Origin of the sequence: Bacillus sp. 5mfcol3.1 (assembly GCF_900114335.1) — a bacterium.
GTDB classification, from domain to species: Bacteria; Bacillota; Bacilli; order Bacillales; family Bacillaceae_G; genus Bacillus_A; species Bacillus_A thuringiensis_S.
On the sequence record NZ_FOST01000009.1, the window covers coordinates 44,215 to 61,370 of the forward strand.

Genomic DNA, 17,156 nt, shown 5'->3' on the forward strand with positions numbered 1-17,156 from the left:
CAATTATTATTTTGGATGGCTTTTTCTATATAATATAATCTTTCCTTAAATCTATCTTAAAAGATATAATGTCATATTTCTAATCATTGGAATTTTTGTTACAATATAAATGGATGTGTAAAACTTTGTAAAAAGATTGTAATAATATACAGTTTATTTTCAGAAAGTTTTATACAATTATGTTATTTATTAAACTATTAATTTATAAAGGGAGAGAGAATATGTTACCAAATACGGTTCGTACTCCAAACAAGAAGAAGAAATGGATTATTATTGGGGTTATTGCACTAATTGTTATTGTAGCGGCAATTAATATTTTTGTTATGCAAGGTAAGAAGAAGGGTGCATCAACAACGTCTGATGCTGTAAGTTTTGAGAAAGTGACAGAGCGTAAGCTGAATAATACGAAGTTAATTTCTGGTCAGGTAAAGCCTGGTAATATTGAAAGTTTTTATGCAGATCCGGCCAAAGGAAAAGTGAAAGATATTGAGGTAAAAGAAGGGCAAGAGGTGGAAAAAGGTACGAAGTTATTCTCTTATGACAATGAAGAGATTAACCTTCAAATGAAGCAAGCTGAGCTTGATCAGAAGATGGCGGATATGCGTTATGATCAAGGAAAAAAGAAGATTGATTCGTTAAAGAAAGAGATTAAGAAGGCGAAAGATAGCGGAGCTGGGAAAGAAGTAACGGATCCGATGGACGAGCAAGTAAACGAGTTAGAGATAGCTCAAAAGACAACTGATCTTGAGAAAGAAAAAGGAAAGTTGCAGAAAGAAGAGTTAAGTAAGAAGCAGAAAGAGCTTACGATTTATAGTAATTTCGCTGGTGTTGTTCAAAAGTTAGATAAAGATGCGGCACAAAGTTCATCTCAAGCGTTAGGTGGTCAAGGAAAAGCGTTTTTACAAGTAGCTTCTAAAGAACCATTCCAAGTTCAAGGTACGTTAACTGAGCTTCAGAAGTCACAAATTCAAAAGGATCAAACATTCACTGTAACGGCAAAAGCAAATAATAAGAAGAAGTGGACAGGTAAGATTACAGAGGTAAGTGAGTTCCCAACAAGTGCAGAGATGGCGCAAGCTGGCGGCATGGGTGAAGCAACTCAAAATATGTCCCAATATACATATAAAGCTAGCCTTGATAGTCAAGATGGTTTATCTCCAGGTTATCACGTTTCCCTGCAAGTAAACTTAGAGAATAAGACGATGATTGCTGTTCCAAGTAAAAGCATTGTAGAAAAAGGTGATGATGCATTTGTTTATGTTGAGGATAAAGGGAAGCTTCGTAAACAAAATGTGAAAAAAGGTTCTACTGATGGAGACTGGACAGAGGTTGTAGAAGGCGTAACAGTGGGGCAAAAGGTGGTTAAAAATCCTTCCGACGATGTGTATGACGGAATGGAAGTGAAAGAGAAATGATTACGTTAAATAATATTGCTAAAACGTATTATCAAGGAAAATTGGCGGTGCCGATTTTGCATGGTATTAGTTTAACGATTCAGAGTGGTGAGTTCGTTTCGATTATGGGACCGTCTGGTTCTGGTAAGTCAACGCTTATGAACATTATCGGTTGTTTAGATCGTCCAACAGAAGGCGAATATGTGCTGAATGACGTGAATATCTTAACAGCAGACGAGTCAAAGCTTGCTTTAATTCGTAATGAATATATTGGCTTTGTATTCCAGCATTTTAATTTACTGCCTCGTCTTTCCGCAGTGGAAAATGTTGAGCTTCCGCTCGTATACGGTGGCGTGAAGAAAGCGGAGCGTCGCAAGCGTGCTTTGGAGGCGTTAGGTAAAGTTGGATTAGCAGACCGCGTGCATCATTTACCAAATGAGTTATCCGGTGGACAGAAGCAGCGTGTAGCGATTGCAAGAGCGATTGCGAATAACCCAACGTTCATTATGGCCGATGAACCGACTGGTGCACTTGATACGAAGTCTGGTGAGCAAGTTATGGATATTTTCACGAAGCTTAATGCAGAAGGTACAACAATTGTTATGGTTACGCATGAAGAGGAAGTAGCAGCGTATTCTTCCCGCCGCATTGTACTGCGAGACGGGAAAGTTACAGAAGATAGAAGGTGTGCGGTATGAGTTTACTAGATAGTATAAAAATTGCCCTATCTTCTATTTTAGCTCATAAATTACGTTCAGCTCTTACGATGCTCGGTATTATTATCGGGGTAGGTTCGATTATTACGGTCGTTGCAATCGGGCAAGGCGGGGAAGCGGCATTGAAATCGCAGTTTGTTGGGGCAGGTAATCAAACAGTTCCGATTCATTATAGTGCAGATATAAACGATCCTTTCGGTATGGGAATGGTAGAAGCACCGAAGATAACTGAAGAAGACATTTTTGAAATTAAAAAAATTCCAGAAATCGCACATGTGGTAACAACAAATTCAACCATGGAACCACTTGATATTGAAGATAAAAAAGAAATGGTGAGTATTACTGGATTAGATAGTGAGTACTTTGCAGTAAATAAAGTAAAGTTGTTAAAGGGACGTTCTTTACAAGAATCAGATGTGGATCAAGGTAATAACGTTGTCATGATTAGTAAACAAATGGAAGAAAAGGTGTTTAAGGATGCCAATCCAGTCGGTAAAATTATTGAAATGAAAGGTCAACCGATGCAAATTATCGGTGTCTACAAATCAGATAATGAGTTTATGGGAATGGGACCATCAGAAGCACTAGTTCCAATTTCATTATGGCCGACACTGTATGGGAAAGATGAAATTCAAAATATCTCTGTTCAAGCAAAAAATGTAGATAATCTAGAAAAAGCAGGTAAAAAAGCTGCAGATGTTTTAAATAGTCGTAAACCGACTGATGCAACTGGTAAATATGAAGTTATGAATTTAAAAGAAATTCAAGAAGGTATTTCGAAGATGACCGGTATTATGACAATGATCATCGGTGGTATCGCTGGTATTTCATTAGTCGTTGGTGGAATTGGTGTTATGAACATCATGCTTGTATCTGTAACGGAGCGTACGCGTGAAATTGGTGTACGTAAAGCACTTGGAGCAACGCGTAGTAAAATTTTATTACAGTTTTTAATTGAAGCAGTTATGTTAACACTTCTAGGTGGTTTAATCGGAATTGGTCTTGGGTATGGCGGAGCATATATCGTTTCTACATTCGCAAAATGGCCACCACTCGTTTCATGGGAAGTTGTCGTTGGAGGCGTACTGTTCTCGATGACACTTGGTATTATTTTCGGATTAATTCCAGCGAACAAAGCTGCGAAATTAGATCCAATTGAAGCATTGCGTTATGAATAATTAATAGTGTGGTAGAACTACACATTACCGTTCTAGTGGGCGGTTCGTAGCCTCTGCATGAGGAAGTGAACCGCCCGTTAGAACGGGTTATATAAATAGAAGGAGGCGTTATAATGGAAGCGAATATTAATACGCAAGATGTAGTTTCAAAAAAGCCATCATTATTTGGAATGATTACTTCTCCAGGTGAGCAGTTTGAGAGAATGAAGACGAGTAATGCAGTTTGGGGTGCATTTTGGCTACTTGTTTTAATAGCTGGGCTTGTTGGGGGATTTGCTGCTTATGTATATTCTCTAACACCTGAGGCAATTAACCTTAATAAGGAATTAGGTGTTACTGTTTCAGCTGCAATGACATACGGTATGGGATTTGGGGTAATTGCTATTAGTATGGCATTTGTCTTTCTACTTAGTGCCGTGGTGTATAAAGTGTTAATGGTGTTTATAAGCAATGATACTTCTTATAAAAAATTATTAGCGATTACTGTATATTCAAGTGTTATTTCATTACTTGGTTTATTAATAAATACGATTTTAGCATATATTTTAGGTGGAACGGGTCAAGAAATGTACACTGGCCTAGAACCGATTTTCGCCTCAAGTAGTGGTGTTGTAAAAGGTATTGTAAGTAAATTTGAAGTGTTTACAATCTGGGGATATGCAGTTACATGGCTAGGTCTTCAAATTACAGCAGGTTTAACTAAAAAGCAGGCAACAATTATTACTATTGTTTTCTTTGTTTTAACTCTTGGAATGGGAGCTTTACAAGGTATGTTCCAATAAGGAAATAAAATAGAAAGGGTGACTCTTCAAGAGAGTCACCTTTTTTATTTTTACCCCTATTTCAAATACCACCAACAAAATTTCAAATACTATCTAGTGTAATTTCAAATTCCGTCGGTAGTATTTGAAATTAATCACAGTGAAATCTTTTCTTTATTTTTATATTGTGAAGGTACCGCGGAATACTAGAAAGGTATACCTTTTAGAAACGGGTACTGTGTGAAGCCAGCGACTTTTACAGAGGCAGTTGTTTTGTATGAAGGGATGATTGTAAATCAAATAAAGAAATTAGGTATTCGCCAAGATTATGAAGAGTATTATCAATGTGGTTTAATTGGTCTTTGGCATGCATATGAAAGATTTGATGCGGAGAAGGGGTGTTTCCCTGCATATGCACTTGTAACGGTGCGTGGTTATATATTAGAAAGATTGAAGAAAGAATCTACTGTACAAGAAAGATGTGTATGTGTAGGTGAGTATGAGGATATTTTTCATTTTGAAGATGTTGAAATAAGAGTGAAGGATTTTATGAGTGTGTTAGATGAGAAGGAGAAGTATATTATTTTTGAACGTTTTTTTGTAGGAAAGACGATGGGAGAAATCGCTTTAGAGACGGAAATGACATATTATCAAGTAAGATGGATGTATCGGCAAGCACTCGAGAAAATGCGAGATAGTGTAAGAGGATAAAAATAGCAAATAGAATGGAAGGTAAGGAAATACTACCTTCCATTCTATTTGTTATTAAGGTGATGAATCTTGCATGTTCATTTGGGATAATACATATCCAGCTTTCCATAATTGCTGACTTAACTTATGGGAACTAATTTGTATCGTTACGGTAGCTCCGTTTGAAAAATGAATTTTAGCTTGTTTAGCTTTTTGGAAAAACTCTATTGTATGAACATGTTTGAAGAAAAGCCAAATACAATTTGGAGAAGCAGGAGATTCTGTTGGGAAAGCACAAATATATTCTCTATGGTTGATCGGAATTGGGACGTTTTGTTTAAATTTAAATTTTGTTTTTACGGCATTACGTCTCCCTTGATAAGTAGAATGAATATTTGTTAGACAAGATTTCTGTATAAGTTGGAGAGCAGTCTGACAGGAGTAAAGATGGTTTCCGCTACTGTCGATGATTTTTGTACGGTAATAAGGGTGTTTACATGGTTCAAGCATCATTGTAGAACTAGAAATAAAAATGTTGTTTTCATTATCCATAATTCTATATCCTCCCTTATAATTCTCATTCTGAATATAATTATATATAAATTAAGTAAATTGATTGTTAATATTCTATTTCATATTGTAAATTTTGGCTATTCGTTTACAATCAATAGGTGATAGTCTTTCTAATTTGCATCGCTTGTACATATATATGAAAATAGAAAAGAGTAGGCGGTGATATAGTATGAAGAAAAAGTATATTATTATGGCTTTAGTTGTCATTCTCCTAGTATATTTAGCAAACAGCAATCCGAGTAAAGGAGAATATACAGAATGGGCAGCGAAGCAGTTTATGAAGCGTAATGATGTGAGTAAGAAGCTAGATGAAGTTCAAAAAGAGAATGAAGAGGGTCTCCTTGGCGACTTGGCATCGGCCGGTAAAAAGTTAGCGAAAAAGTATGTTGAGCCACAAGTTGGGTTATTAATTGATCATTATACGAAGCGAAATGATTATATATTCTTCTCAACATATACGACTGAGTTTGATATAGGTGAAGAACATTATAAGTACGTATGCGTCGGTTTTTCAAAGATTTTTATTCCGATTGAAATGCCGAAGAAAAAAGACGAATCTGCAAAATGATGCAGATTCGTCTTTTTCATTTTATAGAGTAATTGGAACTTCAGATACATTTTTTTCTACAAGGCGAGCTCCCTTTTTTCTTGTATTTTCATCAATGGATGAAAATACAGATGAGGCAAGGATTGTATCCATTACTTGATTTACGACTTGTGCATCGATTGGTGTGATGGGCGTATCGATAGAAAAAACGACTGTTTTTCCATCTTCTTTCGCGAAAATTAACTCTAGTACTTGCATGTGTTATTCCCTCCTTTGTATTTATCCCGCTATTTACGGGACTCGGGTCTGCTGGTTAAATTGCGGCTAATAATCAGCGGGGATGAATAAAATCCCCACTGATCCGAGTTTTACTTTATAGTTTAGAAAGATCTGATGTGCTAACAAGTTGTACAGCGTGAAGTGGTGATGCTTGTAAGGAAGCGAGAGCATGAGCTACGTTGTGTACTTGATCTAAGCTCGCATTTGTTTTAACACGTTTAAATTGTTTGCTCTTGAAAACTGTTTTGCCGTTCTTATCTAATCCGTTGTTTAAGACAAGACGTAAAGTTAAATCCATTACGATTGTTTCAATTGCCATGTGTATCACCTCCTTTCACTTTATAAATAGGGTACAAATGTCATGTTTTGGCGTGAAATTTTTTCTTTTTTTTGGTACCCTTAAAAGATTAAGAGAGGAGAATTCTGGATAATGAATCGTAAATGGTTATTTTGGATTCCTGTATTACTATGGATGGGGCTGATTTTCTATTCTTCGGCACAACCATATAAAAAGCAGGATATGCGTTCAGATATTGAACAATATGTGAATGTTGAATTTGTGAAAGAGCATTTTTCATGGGTATCTATCGATTATGGTGGAGGAACCCCTGTTAGTATTGCGAATAAAGGTGTAGGCGGATTTATTGAGTTTTTCCTTCGTAAAGGTGCTCATTTTATGGTGTTCTTTATGCTAGGTTCATTGATTTATTACGCTTTTCATCGATCAGGTCATTCGAGGAAAAGATGTTTTATATATGCCCTTCTTTTCGTTGCAGGTTATGCAACATTTGATGAAATCCATCAATGGTATACGGGGGACCGTACACCAATGTGGCAAGATTCATTGCTTGATACATGCGGCGGGTTAACGGGGATTATAATAAGTAATTGGTTTTGGAATAGAAAAAAGCGCTAATCTCATTTCGAGATTAGCGCTTTTTTTGCGGGTAGTAAAATTTCCCGTAACTGGCCTGATTAAAGTTTCACTTTATCCCGCATTAACGGGCAGTAAGACCCCCACCTCAAAATTCAGCGAAAGCAAAGGAGTTAGGGAGGTGATCAACTGCCCGTAAAAGCCCGATTGGTTCAACTAATAATCAGTGGGGATGAACAAACCCCCCACTGATTAAAGTTTCACTTTATACACCAAGTAATTCTTTTAGTTCGTCTGTTGATAGTTCAGTCATCCAACTATCGCTTGTGATGACCGCATTGTTTAGAGATTGTTTTCTTTCTAGCATTTCATCAATTTTTTCTTCTAATGTTCCTGTTGTAATGAGTTTGTGAACATGAACAAACCGTTTTTGACCAATGCGATATGCGCGGTCTGTTGCTTGATTTTCCACAGCTGGATTCCACCAACGATCGTAGTGAATGACATGGTTGGCAGCGGTTAAGTTTAGTCCTGTTCCGCCAGCTTTTAAGGACAAGATGAAAATGTCATACGTTCCATTTTGAAATTCCTCAATCATCTTGTCACGATCTTTTTTCGGTACACTACCGTTTAAGAAGAGGACACGCTGGCCGAATTTTTCTTCTAGCACACGTTTTAGCATGTTCCCCATGCCGATGTATTGAGTGAAGATGAGGCAACTTTCATTTTGATCTTTTATATTTTCGATGAGCTCCATTAATATTTTTGTTTTCATGGAGCGTTCAACGACATTTTGTGGCTCTTCTTCTTTTAAATAAAGAGCAGGATGATTACAAATTTGTTTTAGCTTGTTCAACATAAGTAATATAAAGCCGCGTCTTTCAATTCCGCTTAATCCTTCTACATTTTGCAGTGTATCTTGAACAAGTTGTTCATATAAGGAAGCCTGTTCACCAGTAAGAGGACAGTAAGCTTTTTGTTCTTGTTTATCTGGTAAATTTAATGCGACTGTTTGATCTTTCTTCGTTCGGCGCAGTAAAAATGGTGAGATAAACCGTTGAACTTGCTGGATTTTTCCTTCATCACGATCTTTTTCAATCGGTGTGACGAAGCGGCGCTGGAATTGCCCTAAGCTTCCGAGATATCCATGATTAATAAAGTCGAAAATGGACCAAAGTTCAGCGAGGCGATTTTCCATCGGTGTACCAGTTAAAGCGATTTTGTGATTTGCTTGCAAGTTTCGTACTGCTTTCGACTGTTTCGTATGTGGGTTCTTAATATTTTGTGCTTCATCCAAAATAACAGCATCCCAGCATAATGAAGTCAGTTCTTCCTCATCGAGTTGAGCCAATGCATAAGATGTTAATACAACATCTGCTGATTGAAGGAAATCTTCAAATGAATTGCCCTTATCTCTATTACTTCCGTAATGTAATTGAACACGTAAATTCGGTGCGAAACGCTCAAATTCTTTTTGCCAATTTCCAAGAACAGATGTCGGTGCTACGATTAATGCAGGGCCTTTTTTGAGATTGTTTTCTTTTATATATAGTAAGTAAGAGATTGTTTGAATACTTTTCCCGAGTCCCATATCGTCAGCTAGCAATGCTCCAAATCCAAGCTTTCGTAAATATAATAACCATTCAATACCGTGTTGTTGATACGGACGAAGTGTTGCGTTTAGTGAAGTAGGGACATCTACTTTTGGAATATCTCCAATATGAAGCAGCTTCTGGAAGAGTTCTTCATAATATCCATCTAGTTCGATTTCAATATCAGTAAACGGGCTATTATCTTCTACAATTTCCGTTTCAGCCGTATTTGATAAATGTTGCTGCAGGACATCTTTCATCTCTAGTCCGTATTTATCGGCACGGTTCATGAGTTTTCTTACTTCTTCGATAAAGGCTGGATCTAGTCGCATCCATTGACCGTTTATATTAAATAGACGTTTGTTTTGTTCAACGAGTTCGAAAAATTCGCTTTCCGATAAATCAATGCCGTTCGTCGAAATGCGCCAGTCAAAATTAACGAGCGTATTCATACCGAAGAACGATTGTGTTTGTGCTGTATTTTGCTTCAACTGAACACGTAATTTCGGTTTTGTTGCTTTTAAATTTTGCCACCATGATGGTAGTAAAATTGTAATGCCGGCTGCAAGTAATTCATTGCTTGCTTCTGTTAAGAAGTTCCACGCTTCGGTTTCAAAGAGCTCATTTCGGAACGTATCTCCTTCTTTTAACCACGGTATGAGCTTACTAAAACCTTCTTGTGTCTCTGTAATCCGTTCTTCGTAATCGTGCCATCTTTTCGGTAAGGAATCGATGTTTTCATATACATATATGCGATGCGCCCCGCGCTTTGGTGTCACAATTGTTTCAAGCTTCCACATTTCAAATTCTTCTTGTGGTTCTTGCAATCTTAGTCCGATTGTAAACGGAAGATCATCTTCAATATAACCAATTTTTCGAAGCCAATCTTCTTCATGTAGTGCTGTTTCCAATTGTCTTTTCGTAAAGTCGTAATGTTCATATAGTCTTTTGGCATCTTCCCAGCCGTCATTTGAGCGATTATCTTGTAATATGCTTTCATTAACTGCTGCTGAGAAAAGAGATGCTAATGTGTCATCTTCAATTGGTGTATTTTGAACTTTCCAAGATGGTTGTTTGGACCAATGATTCATATCTGGTACGAAGCTACCACTCGTAAAGGCATCCCATAATTCATTTGCATCTTTCGTAAGGGCTGTAATAGGTCCGTTTATTTGCATATGTGCAAATGAATTCATCGGTTTGTTTGCAATGTATTCAAAGGCTTGTGCATTTGTTAGCAGCACACCTTGTTTTCCTTCGAAGGTTGCTTCTTTTAGAGAAGTACCGTAGAAAGAAGTGGAGTGCCATGTGAATGCATTTCGTTTCCAACTTGTTACGGATAATGGAGTACCGCTGTCATCTTCTCCCCAAAGGAACCAACCTTGACTAACATGCTGGAGCCTAATTGTTACTTCAGTTTGATTGATCATCGATTAATTTTCCTTTCCGTAATTCCTCTTGTAGTGCACGCAGACGTGAATGGAGATTGGCGATGTGAATAATGAAAGCATCCCATTCATCGGTGCGTTTTAATCGTTTATATAATGTGCGTAATTTCTTTAAGTAACGAACTGCGCGTTTATATGATTTGCGATTTCGTTCTTCAATCGCCTCTACAGCAGCAAGATGGTAAAGAGGAAGTGCCGCTTCTGGCGCTTCTTTTTCAATATCTTTCAGTGGCTCTTTTAACAGTTCAATTGCTTCAAATCCATATAGGAGATGAAGCTCTGCCCATGTGCGATACTGTTTTTTCGCGAGTACGTACTGTTCATAGTTTGTGAAACTATACGGTAATAGTTCTTGTAAGATCATTTCGAAACCCGCTTGTTCATTTGTATGTGTTGCATATGTTTCATACATGATTACAAATAGGCGAACGACATCTTTTATAAAAATCGTATTTTCGTGATCTTGGATTGTTTTCTTTACTTGTTTATACGTAAAGGAAAGCCAATTTTTCGCACGATCCCACTGCATGGCACTTAATAGTTCTTCTAACCAATAGAAGTATAGACTCACAACAGAAGCAGGCTGTTTTTTTAGTAAGTCCATCGCTAGTAGATCTTCGTCATTCAAAAAGAGAAGATGGGAAGACGCTAACGCTTTGGATAGTGGATTGATTTTCGTATCGATTCGTTTTTCTTCTTCTTGTATTTTCTCTTTATTGTTTAAAAGTTCACTCCATATGTGACGATAAATGAAAAATCGCTCTTGCGTATAAGTGTCGGTAGAGAAGAATACTTCATGAACGAGACGAGCTGTTTCTTGTAAAATTATTTCAGACTCTGAAGGAATCGCTTCTGATTGTAAGTCCCGAACGATGGATTCCACTTTGTCTACAAATAGGCGAATGACATTAACAGGTTGGTGATAAGAATACGTTTTGTTTGCGTCGAATGCCTGAATTTCTTCTAATAACTTTTGAAAGCAGTAAAGTGCTGCGTGTAACCTGAATAATTCATGTATCGCAATGACACGCGGAGCTTTCCGCTCAAGTTTCGTATAGAAATCTGTAAAGATACTCATAAGAAAATACATTTGTTTATAAGTAAGCCGAGCTTGTTCTTTTTTAAATGATTCATATTCTTTTTCAAAATACGATTGCCAACTTTTATAATCGGTTTCTTCAAAAGCTGATGATTGCAATACTTGTCTTGCAGTTCGAATAGGAGGAAGGGAAGGTTTCGTATTATTTTTAAATAAAGTTAATACATCTCCTACTTGCCCGAAACTAGACGCTGCAGATAGTAATACAGCAAGCATATGCTCACATTGTGTTGGTGCGAAGCAATCACAATAACTTTCAGCGACGTTACGAATCGGAATATGAACGCTAAATACGTTGCCTTCCGCATCTACAGTTCCTGATAGTGTATAACCATCAAAGTCAACATTGTAGACAACACCACTACGATATAGGTGCCGAGCTGTAGCGACATGTTCCTGATCAGCTGTTTGCTGTGGATCTAGTCCTTGAACGAACTCATTCGCAATCATCATAATTTCATCTTTCGTAATTGAGTGTTGCAGCATAATATTCCTCCGTACACATATTTCTTTCCTTTACCATTATAAACAAAAAATGCTCAAAACAGAAAAAATGAAATTTGGATTACATAACTTGAAAATCATGGTAATATATAAAATGTTAATTTTATATATGAATATATACGTATAGGAGGAGAAATGATTTGTCAGATTTACAGACGAAGTTAGGTAGTGGAATGAATAAGTTACAAGAAGGAATAGAACAAGGGAAAATGAAGTTGCAAGTTGCACAAGAAATTGCTCAATTGAAAAAAGGAATGCAAGTGCAAATGCAGAAAAAAGCAGAGGTTCTATTAGAGGTTGGACAGCAAGTGTACGTTCAATTAAGAGGAAATGGAGTAAATGAAGCGAGCTTAAAAGAAATGATTGCTCCAGTTCAAGAATTTGATGTAGCTATTTATCAAGCAAGAAAACGCATTGTTGAATTGCAAAAACAACAAGGTGAAAAAGCTACATGTGAATGTGGTGGACCTTTATCAATAAATGATAAGTTTTGTGGTTCGTGTGGAAAGCCTAACCCGATGTTAGCAGTAGAAAATGAAGGTGAAACGGTAAATTGTATTTCATGTAATGAGCATATCGATAAAAACTCTACTTACTGTCCAGTTTGTGGAATTAAGCAAAGTGGGGAGTGAATTAAATGTATTGTCGCACATGTGGAAAACAACATGGTGAAGAAGTAAATTATTGTCCAAATGAAGGTAGTATGGAGATTGCAGGAGCTATAGATGCAATAACATTAGAAAAAGATACTGCAAAATACTGCAAAGGTTGTGGCAATGAAAATGCTCAAAAAAATTTATATTGTCAAAAGTGTGGGTATTCTTTATTTGTTGCGAAGAAAAAAGAACAATCTGTAAAATTGCCTACAATGGATGGTGCTCCTAAAGTTGAATTTAAAGCAGATAAAGCCGTTTTACAAAAAGGTTTTATTGGTGGGGCTGTTGCAAGTATTCTCATGTTAATTGCTGGTTGGATTGGTAGTTTATTATTTGCTTCTATAATAAGTGAGATGTTTAGCAAATTTGCGAAAGAATTAGATATGTTGCCGAATTTTTATTCGAGTGCAACTTCTACGATGTTAAGTTATCATTTACTTGGTTTTACAGCTAACGACGATAGTGGATTGATATTTTCTTTATCTTGGCATACTCCATTTACATTACTATTAATCATTCCATTTATTATTTTCGCTGGTACAGGAATTTGGTTAGGGAAGCAGCATGTTGCGAAAACGATTAAAGATCAAATTTTTATGGCATCAACAGTTGGTATTATTTATGGCATCTTTTTATTCATTATAAGTTTTATAGCATCACAATCTTTTGCAATTCCATTCTCAGAAGCAGGTAAGATTACGGTTGGCTATTCAGCGATTAAGAGTTTATTGAGTGGTTTTGTATGTGGGACATTATTTACCTTATTAGGATTTATTGCTCATACAAGCAAAAACAATATGGCAGCAGCATTTCAAGAGTTAATGCCATATGGAGCGTCTGTTTATTACGGTGTTTCAGCTATGATAAAAGGACTTTTAGTAACAGCAGTAGCGGTTTGTATTATGGCGTTAGTAAGTAAGGAAGATGGTATTGAACCATTAAAAGAAATAACAACTTTAAAATCTGAAAGTACATTATTAGCATTAGAGTTAACACCTCAATTATGGAGTATGGCTCATTTTGCGCCGTTAGAAGTATCAAGTCCAGCACTTAGTAAGGAATTTACTGGAATTGGTAAGAAATCAAAAGCAGATGAGAGCACACTATCGTTTTCATTTATATCAGGCGTCTCTGTAAATGGCGTAGAGCTTAGAGAGATATTGATTTCAAAAGGAGCAAATGAGGAAAGCCTTGCAGAATTTGATAAAGTGAATAACGTATTCCATTATGGTTTATTACTGCTTATTATTCCATTGTTCTTTATGTTTAGAGCGGGAAGAAAGTTAGCTAAATTACCGACTGCCAATATATATATTACATTAGCGGTATGTAGTGGTTCTTACACAATTATGATGATTGTAATGAATATGATTTCTAAGTTCCAAATTAATGTTTCAGGAACTGTAACAGGTTTATTTGGAACAAGTGGAACGGTATTATCTATGCAAAATTCATTTATATATTTAACTTTGTTTAGCTTGATTGTGACATATGTAGCAGCATTTGCTGGAATGAAATTAGCTAAAAAATAGGAGGAGAGCACGTTGAAGTTTTGTGGAACATGTAAAAAGAACGTTGCAGACCATTTAAACTTTTGTCCTGAGTGTGGGAGTAAAGTAGAAGTAATCGTTGATAACACTGCTGCTTCATATACAGAATTACAAAGTGAGACAAAACCAGTGAAAAGTAAGAGGAATTTATTTTTAATCATTGGTTTTGCTATTATTGTTATTTTATTATTTGGGGCATATAAATTTGGAGCATATAAGTTTTCAAAAGAAAAGCAAGTAAATGTAATGATTGAAGCATTCCAAAAGAAAGATATTAACGCAATTGATGAGTTTGTGAAAGCAAATGATTCAAGTTTAAAGATTAAGACAGAGGATATTAAAGCGTACATGCGTTATTTAAAAGAGAATCCTTCTTACAACAAACAATTGTTGTCTTATTTACAGAAAGAGACAGTAGATCAAAAGTTAACAAAAGATAAACCTGCATTTAAAGACGGGGAAATAGTAGAAGAGGGAAAAGAGTGGTTCTTATATCCAAAGTATAAGTTCAGCATGAAATCTTATTATATGAATGTAAGTACAACTGCAAAGAATGCAGAAATATATGTGAATGACAAAAAAGAAACAGAGCTTTCTAGTGATAAAAATTCGAAAGAGTTGGGGCCATACTTCCCAGGTACATATGTTGTAAAGGCAACGGCGAAGACAGAACTTACTGAATTAGAAACAGAGAAAGAAGTAGATTTAGCGGATGAGCAGAGTGAGAAAGTGAAAATTGATTTATCGCTTGAAGGCAAGTATGTAAGCATTTCTTCTGATGAAAGTGATGCAACTGTATTTGTGAACGGGAAAAAACGTGGAAAATTAAGTTATGGAAGTTATAAGCTTGGTCCTGTATCCACAGATGAAACAGTAGAAGTACATTTAGAGAAAACTACTGATTTTGGTGTGATGAAATCTGAAAGTATTAAAATTGGAGACCAAAGCACGTATTACTTAAAATTCCCGAAAGAAACATCAAATTCAGCAGTGGGCGAATTTGTAAAAAATCATATTTATGATAACGTACGTGCAATTTCATTAAATGATTTTAGTTTAATTGAAAATAATTATGATAAGAGCGGGAAATCGTATAAGGAAGACCGTGATTATATACAGTATTTACACAAAAAAGGAATTACAGAAGACTTATTAACGATGGAAGTTCGTAATGTAGAGCGTCAAAGTGATACGAAATATAAAGTAACGACATATGAAGAGTATCACATTCGTTACGGTGATGGATCTGTGAAGTTCAAAAGTTTTAATAACGAACATATTGTAACTGTGAATGGAAATGGAAAGATGTTGTATCATTCTCTTGGTGCAAATAATACGTTGAAATCAGAAGATGTATCTGGTCCAACTCGTTAATATGAAAGAGGCTGTTCAATATTTGAACAGCCTCTTTATTTTGTAGCTAAATCGATATTTCGTGTCAAACCGTTGATATATCGTAAGTTATGATAGATATAATTGAAAAATCGTTGATATATTGCGATTTATGATAGATATATTCGAAAAATCGTTGATATATCTTTTTTTCAATTATAAGTGCGTTTCTTTTAATATCGCTTGTACATACGGATCATGTAATATTTGCTCTATAATTGGCAACATATTTTGTTCAAATGGAATGTCGATAGGAAATGGTTTTTGAGAGCCTGGTTTTATTCCATATTGCACAATTTTGTAATGTGTATTGTTTTCAGACTTGAGCACAATTAACTTATAGCGATTATCATCGCCAGCAAGTGAGAAATCAATAGAAGTAGCGTTATATGTTACTTCATCTTTATATATGTACGGCTTTGGCGTACCAATCCAGTCTACTTTTGCTTGTACATTCATGGGCATAGCCTCCTTATATGTATTATAAATAAATAAAAGCCAGCTCTCAATAAAGAGAACCGGCTTGTAATTTAGCAGTCATTGGTTATTTTAAAATTTTCACTTTAACAGTTTTGCGTCCCCATTTTTGAGCAGCGCTATCTGATCCAAGTAAGATGTCGATACGGTTACCTTTAATTGCACCACCAGTATCTCCAGCGATAGCTTCTCCGTAACCTTCTACCCATACTTTAGATCCTAATGGGATTACTTTCGGGTCAACAGCGATCATTTTCATGTTTGGATTCGCAGTTAAATCATGACCCATTGCAGTTAATACACGGCCGCCATATGTGCCACCGTTTTCGCTCGGGTGAGCTGTATATGCTGTAGCTACAACTGTTAACTCACGACCACCAGATGGTGTGCTAGTTTCAGCAGCTTTCACAGCAGGCTTAGCAGCTGGTTTTGCTTGTGCTGCAGGTGCTTGAGCCTTAGCTGGTGCTTCAGCTTTAGCAGGAACAGTCGTTTCTTGTTTCTCAATTACAGGTGCTGTACCTGTTAAGAAAGGAACATGAACATAAGCTGTTTTCCCGTTATATTCAAATTGTAACCACTCATTTTGTACTTGGTTCGTTGTTTCGATTACATCGTCTTTCTTCAACTTTCCAAGAATTTCTGAGTTTGTGTTCGCTTCAGCACGTACGTTTAATACGTTAGCTGTTACGTAGTAGATGCTTTTTGTGAACTCTGCACTTACGAATGCGTCTTTACCGTCTAAAGTAACTTTTGACCATCCGTTCTCTGTATTTTGAACATCTATCTTATTACCGTTTAGTAATTTACCGACAACTTTTGATTCCGTAGTAGGGTTTTCGCGTACGTTTAGTACGTCTGTTGTTACAACAGTTTCTGCATTAGCAGATGATGTGAAAATCCCAAGACCAAAAACTGCTGCTGTTGCTATACCAATTAATTTTTTCATGATAGCCTCCATTGCGTTTGTTTTCGTGTCCTCATTATAGCAACAGATTTTTTCGGATTTGGGGAAAACACACAATTACAAACCATTCGTAATAAGTCGTTAACATCCTGTAATATAACAAAAAATATAGGAAAGCGTTTTTCATTCTATATGACTCATAGGTTTCTAGTTATATTCAAAATATTTAATACAACATGTTTTTTTCGACGTAAATAAGAATATTACAGGGATGTTACATGATGTTTACTAAACGATTACATTCCTTGAGTATTTTACCGTTTTATGGGTAATATAGTTATATAAACATAAACATTTTGTTTGTGAAGCTATAAACACGTGCTATATACTAGCAAAAAAACCGCATAATTGTTACAAAACGAAAGGGTTGCAAGGAAGAACTTTGCCCTTTTTTACATATGTAACACATCCTTTTTTAGGAAAATACATTCCTATCCGCGTTTTTCTCACACAATTTGACAG

General features: G+C 36.1%; 17 protein-coding genes. 10 read left to right on the plus strand and 7 right to left on the minus strand.

Going from position 1 to position 17,156, the window contains the following annotated elements; all coding sequences use genetic code 11:
- Positions 1-221: 221 nt before the first annotated feature.
- The 5 genes from BM089_RS26770 to BM089_RS26790 all read left to right on the plus strand — a co-directional run bounded on the left by BM089_RS26770 (position 222) and on the right by BM089_RS26790 (position 4,760).
- Positions 222-1,415, plus strand: coding sequence for an efflux RND transporter periplasmic adaptor subunit (locus tag BM089_RS26770; RefSeq protein WP_090978555.1), 1,194 nt, complete (start codon positions 222-224; stop codon positions 1,413-1,415).
- On the plus strand, positions 1,412-2,092 hold the full coding sequence (locus BM089_RS26775; protein WP_000631630.1) for an ABC transporter ATP-binding protein: 681 nt from the start codon (positions 1,412-1,414) through the stop codon (positions 2,090-2,092). Before BM089_RS26770 ends, BM089_RS26775 begins: the two co-directional genes overlap by 4 nt.
- Positions 2,089-3,288, plus strand: coding sequence for an ABC transporter permease (locus tag BM089_RS26780; protein ID WP_053563340.1), 1,200 nt, complete (start codon positions 2,089-2,091; stop codon positions 3,286-3,288). The genes BM089_RS26775 and BM089_RS26780 overlap by 4 nt, the downstream gene beginning before the upstream one ends.
- A 113-nt stretch (positions 3,289-3,401) precedes the next feature.
- The gene (locus tag BM089_RS26785; protein WP_061660879.1) at positions 3,402-4,070 is read left to right on the plus strand and encodes a YknW family membrane protein; all 669 of its coding nucleotides are present in this window, start codon (positions 3,402-3,404) and stop codon (positions 4,068-4,070) included.
- A gap of 219 nt (positions 4,071-4,289) precedes the next feature.
- Entirely contained in the window at positions 4,290-4,760 is a 471-nt protein-coding gene (locus BM089_RS26790; RefSeq protein WP_071713997.1) for a sigma-70 family RNA polymerase sigma factor, read from the plus strand.
- Positions 4,761-4,814: 54 nt separating this feature from the next.
- On the opposite strand, the gene BM089_RS26795 is transcribed toward BM089_RS26790, so the two are convergent.
- A complete protein-coding gene (locus BM089_RS26795; protein ID WP_029443634.1) occupies positions 4,815-5,291 on the minus strand; it encodes a competence protein ComK in 477 nt (158 codons plus the stop codon).
- Positions 5,292-5,481: 190 nt separating this feature from the next.
- Here BM089_RS26795 and BM089_RS26800 point away from each other — a divergent pair, with 190 nt between their 5' ends.
- A complete protein-coding gene (locus tag BM089_RS26800; protein WP_000731400.1) occupies positions 5,482-5,880 on the plus strand; it encodes a DUF4359 domain-containing protein in 399 nt (132 codons plus the stop codon).
- A gap of 21 nt (positions 5,881-5,901) precedes the next feature.
- Here BM089_RS26800 and BM089_RS26805 read toward each other — a convergent pair whose 3' ends face one another.
- Together BM089_RS26805 and BM089_RS26810 are read right to left on the minus strand one after the other, a co-directional pair.
- On the minus strand, positions 5,902-6,117 hold the full coding sequence (locus BM089_RS26805) for a DUF2922 domain-containing protein (protein WP_001197593.1): 216 nt from the start codon (positions 6,115-6,117) through the stop codon (positions 5,902-5,904).
- Between the two features lie 115 nt (positions 6,118-6,232).
- On the minus strand, positions 6,233-6,457 hold the full coding sequence (locus BM089_RS26810; protein WP_000963861.1) for a DUF1659 domain-containing protein: 225 nt from the start codon (positions 6,455-6,457) through the stop codon (positions 6,233-6,235).
- Between the two features lie 111 nt (positions 6,458-6,568).
- Here BM089_RS26810 and BM089_RS26815 point away from each other — a divergent pair, with 111 nt between their 5' ends.
- Positions 6,569-7,054: a VanZ family protein gene (locus BM089_RS26815; protein WP_001080707.1), complete on the plus strand. Its 486-nt coding sequence runs from the start codon at positions 6,569-6,571 to the stop codon at positions 7,052-7,054.
- A 223-nt stretch (positions 7,055-7,277) separates the two neighbouring features.
- Here BM089_RS26815 and BM089_RS26820 read toward each other — a convergent pair whose 3' ends face one another.
- Both BM089_RS26820 and BM089_RS26825 read right to left on the minus strand, forming a co-directional pair.
- Positions 7,278-10,034, minus strand: a complete 2,757-nt coding sequence (locus BM089_RS26820; protein ID WP_090978557.1) for a DEAD/DEAH box helicase — start codon at positions 10,032-10,034, stop codon at positions 7,278-7,280.
- Positions 10,018-11,637: an SWIM zinc finger family protein gene (locus BM089_RS26825; protein ID WP_000939126.1), complete on the minus strand. Its 1,620-nt coding sequence runs from the start codon at positions 11,635-11,637 to the stop codon at positions 10,018-10,020. Before BM089_RS26825 ends, BM089_RS26820 begins: the two co-directional genes overlap by 17 nt.
- 158 nt (positions 11,638-11,795) lie before the next feature.
- Between BM089_RS26825 and BM089_RS26830 the strand changes: the two genes are divergently transcribed.
- The 3 genes from BM089_RS26830 to BM089_RS26840 are packed head-to-tail and all read left to right on the plus strand — an operon-like array spanning position 11,796 to position 15,235.
- Complete coding sequence (locus BM089_RS26830) at positions 11,796-12,287, plus strand: zinc ribbon domain-containing protein (protein WP_001281749.1); 492 nt, start codon at positions 11,796-11,798, stop codon at positions 12,285-12,287.
- Positions 12,288-12,292: 5 nt separating this feature from the next.
- Positions 12,293-13,843, plus strand: a complete 1,551-nt coding sequence (locus BM089_RS26835; protein ID WP_090978559.1) for a zinc ribbon domain-containing protein — start codon at positions 12,293-12,295, stop codon at positions 13,841-13,843.
- Positions 13,844-13,855: 12 nt separating this feature from the next.
- On the plus strand, positions 13,856-15,235 hold the full coding sequence (locus BM089_RS26840) for a zinc ribbon domain-containing protein (RefSeq protein WP_090978561.1): 1,380 nt from the start codon (positions 13,856-13,858) through the stop codon (positions 15,233-15,235).
- A 174-nt stretch (positions 15,236-15,409) separates the two neighbouring features.
- Here the strand turns inward: BM089_RS26840 and BM089_RS26845 are convergent, their stop codons facing one another.
- Positions 15,410-15,712 carry a DUF3910 family protein gene (locus BM089_RS26845; RefSeq protein WP_090978563.1) on the minus strand — a complete coding sequence of 101 codons (303 nt, stop codon included), beginning with the start codon at positions 15,710-15,712 and terminating at the stop codon, positions 15,410-15,412.
- Positions 15,713-15,797: 85 nt separating this feature from the next.
- Entirely contained in the window at positions 15,798-16,676 is an 879-nt protein-coding gene (locus tag BM089_RS26850; protein WP_000733343.1) for a cell wall-binding protein EntA, read from the minus strand.
- Positions 16,677-17,156 lie beyond the last annotated feature (480 nt).

Coding starts and splice junctions, on each gene's coding strand:
- BM089_RS26785 (WP_061660879.1), top strand. CDS start 3,402: ATGGAAGCGAATATTAATACGCAAGATGTAGTTTCAAAAAAGCCATCA.
- BM089_RS26845 (WP_090978563.1), bottom strand. CDS start 15,712: ATGAATGTACAAGCAAAAGTAGACTGGATTGGTACGCCAAAGCCGTAC.
- BM089_RS26805 (WP_001197593.1), bottom strand. CDS start 6,117: ATGCAAGTACTAGAGTTAATTTTCGCGAAAGAAGATGGAAAAACAGTC.
- BM089_RS26815 (WP_001080707.1), top strand. CDS start 6,569: ATGAATCGTAAATGGTTATTTTGGATTCCTGTATTACTATGGATGGGG.
- BM089_RS26820 (WP_090978557.1), bottom strand. CDS start 10,034: ATGATCAATCAAACTGAAGTAACAATTAGGCTCCAGCATGTTAGTCAA.
- BM089_RS26770 (WP_090978555.1), top strand. CDS start 222: ATGTTACCAAATACGGTTCGTACTCCAAACAAGAAGAAGAAATGGATT.
- BM089_RS26795 (WP_029443634.1), bottom strand. CDS start 5,291: ATGGATAATGAAAACAACATTTTTATTTCTAGTTCTACAATGATGCTT.
- BM089_RS26775 (WP_000631630.1), top strand. CDS start 1,412: ATGATTACGTTAAATAATATTGCTAAAACGTATTATCAAGGAAAATTG.
- BM089_RS26800 (WP_000731400.1), top strand. CDS start 5,482: ATGAAGAAAAAGTATATTATTATGGCTTTAGTTGTCATTCTCCTAGTA.
- BM089_RS26825 (WP_000939126.1), bottom strand. CDS start 11,637: ATGCTGCAACACTCAATTACGAAAGATGAAATTATGATGATTGCGAAT.
- BM089_RS26850 (WP_000733343.1), bottom strand. CDS start 16,676: ATGAAAAAATTAATTGGTATAGCAACAGCAGCAGTTTTTGGTCTTGGG.
- BM089_RS26835 (WP_090978559.1), top strand. CDS start 12,293: ATGTATTGTCGCACATGTGGAAAACAACATGGTGAAGAAGTAAATTAT.
- BM089_RS26810 (WP_000963861.1), bottom strand. CDS start 6,457: ATGGCAATTGAAACAATCGTAATGGATTTAACTTTACGTCTTGTCTTA.
- BM089_RS26780 (WP_053563340.1), top strand. CDS start 2,089: ATGAGTTTACTAGATAGTATAAAAATTGCCCTATCTTCTATTTTAGCT.